Origin of the sequence: Anaerosporobacter sp., from assembly GCF_031551385.1 — a bacterium.
GTDB lineage: Bacteria > Bacillota > Clostridia > Lachnospirales > Lachnospiraceae > Anaerosporobacter.
Map to the genome: position 1 here is coordinate 1 of NZ_JAVBNS010000083.1, position 2,509 is coordinate 2,509.

Consider the following 2,509-nt stretch of genomic DNA (forward strand, 5'->3'; position numbering starts at 1 on the left):
ATTCATCCTGCGAATATCGAATCCGGTAGCGCTTCGTTGCGGAGTACCATAAGCAGCTGTACTCACAAGTGACTGTGTCTCAATTAGAAATGGACGAATACCTTCAACAGCAGCTGCAATAGCAACCCCGCTTAAACCTTCATGGTTCTGGGTTAGTAATAATTCGGAAGGATTACTGACCTCACGTAAACCATTTTGCTTCATTTCGTAAATCCCTAATTCAGAAGTACTTCCAAATCGATTTTTGATATTTCGGAGAATCCGGTACATATAATGCTGATCTCCATCGAATTGAAGGACTGTATCCACTATGTGTTCCAGTACTTTAGGCCCTGCAATACTGCCTTCTTTATTGATGTGTCCGATGAGTAGGACAGGGGTACCCGTTTCTTTGGCAAATTTGAGGATAGAAGCTGCACATTCCCGTACCTGGGTAACACTTCCCGGAGAAGATTCTATATTTTCTATAAAAACCGTTTGAATAGAATCGATTACGACCAAATCCGGAGTTGTATTCTTAATGTGTGTAAATATCTGATCCAGAGATGTTTCGAAAACAATTAAGCATTTAGAATTATCATATCCGATACGTTCAGCCCTCAATTTCAGCTGTTTAGCGCTTTCTTCACCGGAGATATATAATGTTTTATAATTTGTCAGCCTCAATACTGTTTGTAATACCAGAGTTGATTTTCCGATTCCTGGTTCTCCGCCAATCAAAACTAAGGACCCGGGAACCAATCCACCGCCTAAAACCCGGTTAAATTCTTCGTCGATCAGATTCATGCGAATCTCGTCGCTAGTATTTATTTCGCTCAACAACAGGGGCTTGGACGCCGGAGTCTCGTGAGAATGTTGTAAGGATGTTCCTGAATTTGATTTAGGAGCTATAATCTGTTCCACATAAGTGTTCCATTCATTACAAACCGGACATTTTCCGAGCCATTTCGGAGAATCATTGCCACAGTTGTTACAAACGTATGCTGTTCTGGTTTTTGCCATAATTTATTTTTTTAACAAAGATAATAGCTTTGAAAGAGATATCAAAGTCGGTCATGAAATTTTTACTTCTGCTTACTATTAAACATAATAGTAATTATATTTAAACAATATTGAATAAAAAATACCGCCTAAATTGGCGGTATTTTTTATTGCGCTTTTTTAATTAATGGCAATTACTTGCCATTAATTTCTTTTTCAATTTTTTCCAACTGTTCACCCATACCTAGGACATAATAAATACTTCTCAAAGTATTCATACATTCTCTATCATCAGGTTTCAATTCGTGAGCTTTTTCGAAATATGGTAAAGCTTGCTTGAACAAATCTTTAACTTTCGTAATTGCTTCATTGTATAATTTATTGTCAGAAATACTACTTGCAGCAGCCTGAGCTTCAACTGCACGGTTGTAATAAATACGTCCCATATCTCTCTGAGCTTCATCATAATTAGGATTTATCTCCAATGCTTTTTGGAAATATCCGATAGCCTTTTCAATCTCTCCTTTATTTTCATAAATGCGTCCGAGAACATCAAGTAATTGAGCATCATTCGGTTTTTTTGCAATTGCTTCATTCAGATATTCAATAGCTACATCATTCTGATTAGCAAAGATATATTGATTAATCAAGCTAAGCGAGTAATATTGTTCGTCCGGAAATAATTTCACACCTTCTTTAAGAGTTTTCACCAAATTAACTGTATCTTTTGTTTGCTCATATTCATAGCAAAGATATTGATACACTTCATTTTGCTTGAAACCTTCATTTTTCAGACTTTCATACAATGCAATTGCTTTTTTATGCCCATCATCATCACCTAGTTGAGATGCAATAATTGCTGCATAATATTTAATTTCAAGGTATGCAGAATCCTGCATAGAAGCAGCCATTAACTTATCTCCTTCAAACATAGGAAGTTTTGGGATTTCAAGATAAGTCATAAAGAAGTTATACGCTTCTTTAAAATCTTTTTGATCATTATAATAAACTCCTCCATTACGATAATATGGATGGTTGGCAGAAAGATATGATTTCATGTCTTTTCTGAATTTAGGTTTCACTTTACCTTTTTCGTCAGGCAATTGATCAAGTTGATCTGCCTTAAGAAAATACGGTAAGATTGCTCCTAAACTTTTGTACATTACAGCGTCATTAGGTTTTTGGCCTAATGCTTCCTTGATTTTTTCAATGTCAAATTGTTTATTTTCAATTAAACCGGCTACATAATAAGTTTCAGCATTGTCTTTTGTCTCAGGGTTTTCCATAGCCCCCTTGATCAAATTTCTGGCTTCCTCAATATTAGGCTTATCACTTTTAATTTCATTTTTAGCAGCACTAATAGCCTTTTTCTGAGCAAATGTCATCCCTACAACAAAGCATAATGCAACTGTGAACACTAATTTTTTCATTATCATAAATTTAAACAGTTATTTTAATGCGGTAAAAATACTAAATTATTCGGAAATTGGTGTAATTTCCTCGTTATTTTCTGTATTTTCGGATTCTT

The 2,509-nt window shown here is 35.2% G+C and carries 2 protein-coding genes; both read right to left on the reverse strand.

The features are described 5' to 3' along the window. Positions 1–1,002, reverse strand: a 1,002-nt coding sequence (gene radA / locus RMR19_RS07925; protein WP_310602957.1) for a DNA repair protein RadA, incomplete at its 3' end; no start/stop codon positions are given. A 173-nt stretch (positions 1,003–1,175) separates the two neighbouring features. Further along, positions 1,176–2,411 carry a tetratricopeptide repeat protein gene (locus tag RMR19_RS07930; protein WP_310602958.1) on the reverse strand — a complete coding sequence of 412 codons (1,236 nt, stop codon included), beginning with the start codon at positions 2,409–2,411 and terminating at the stop codon, positions 1,176–1,178. Between the last annotated feature and the right edge of the window lie 98 nt (positions 2,412–2,509).

Bases quoted from the DNA above. Each gene is read 5' to 3' on its own strand.
- RMR19_RS07930 (WP_310602958.1), bottom strand. From the start codon at position 2,411: ATGAAAAAATTAGTGTTCACAGTTGCATTATGCTTTGTTGTAGGGATG.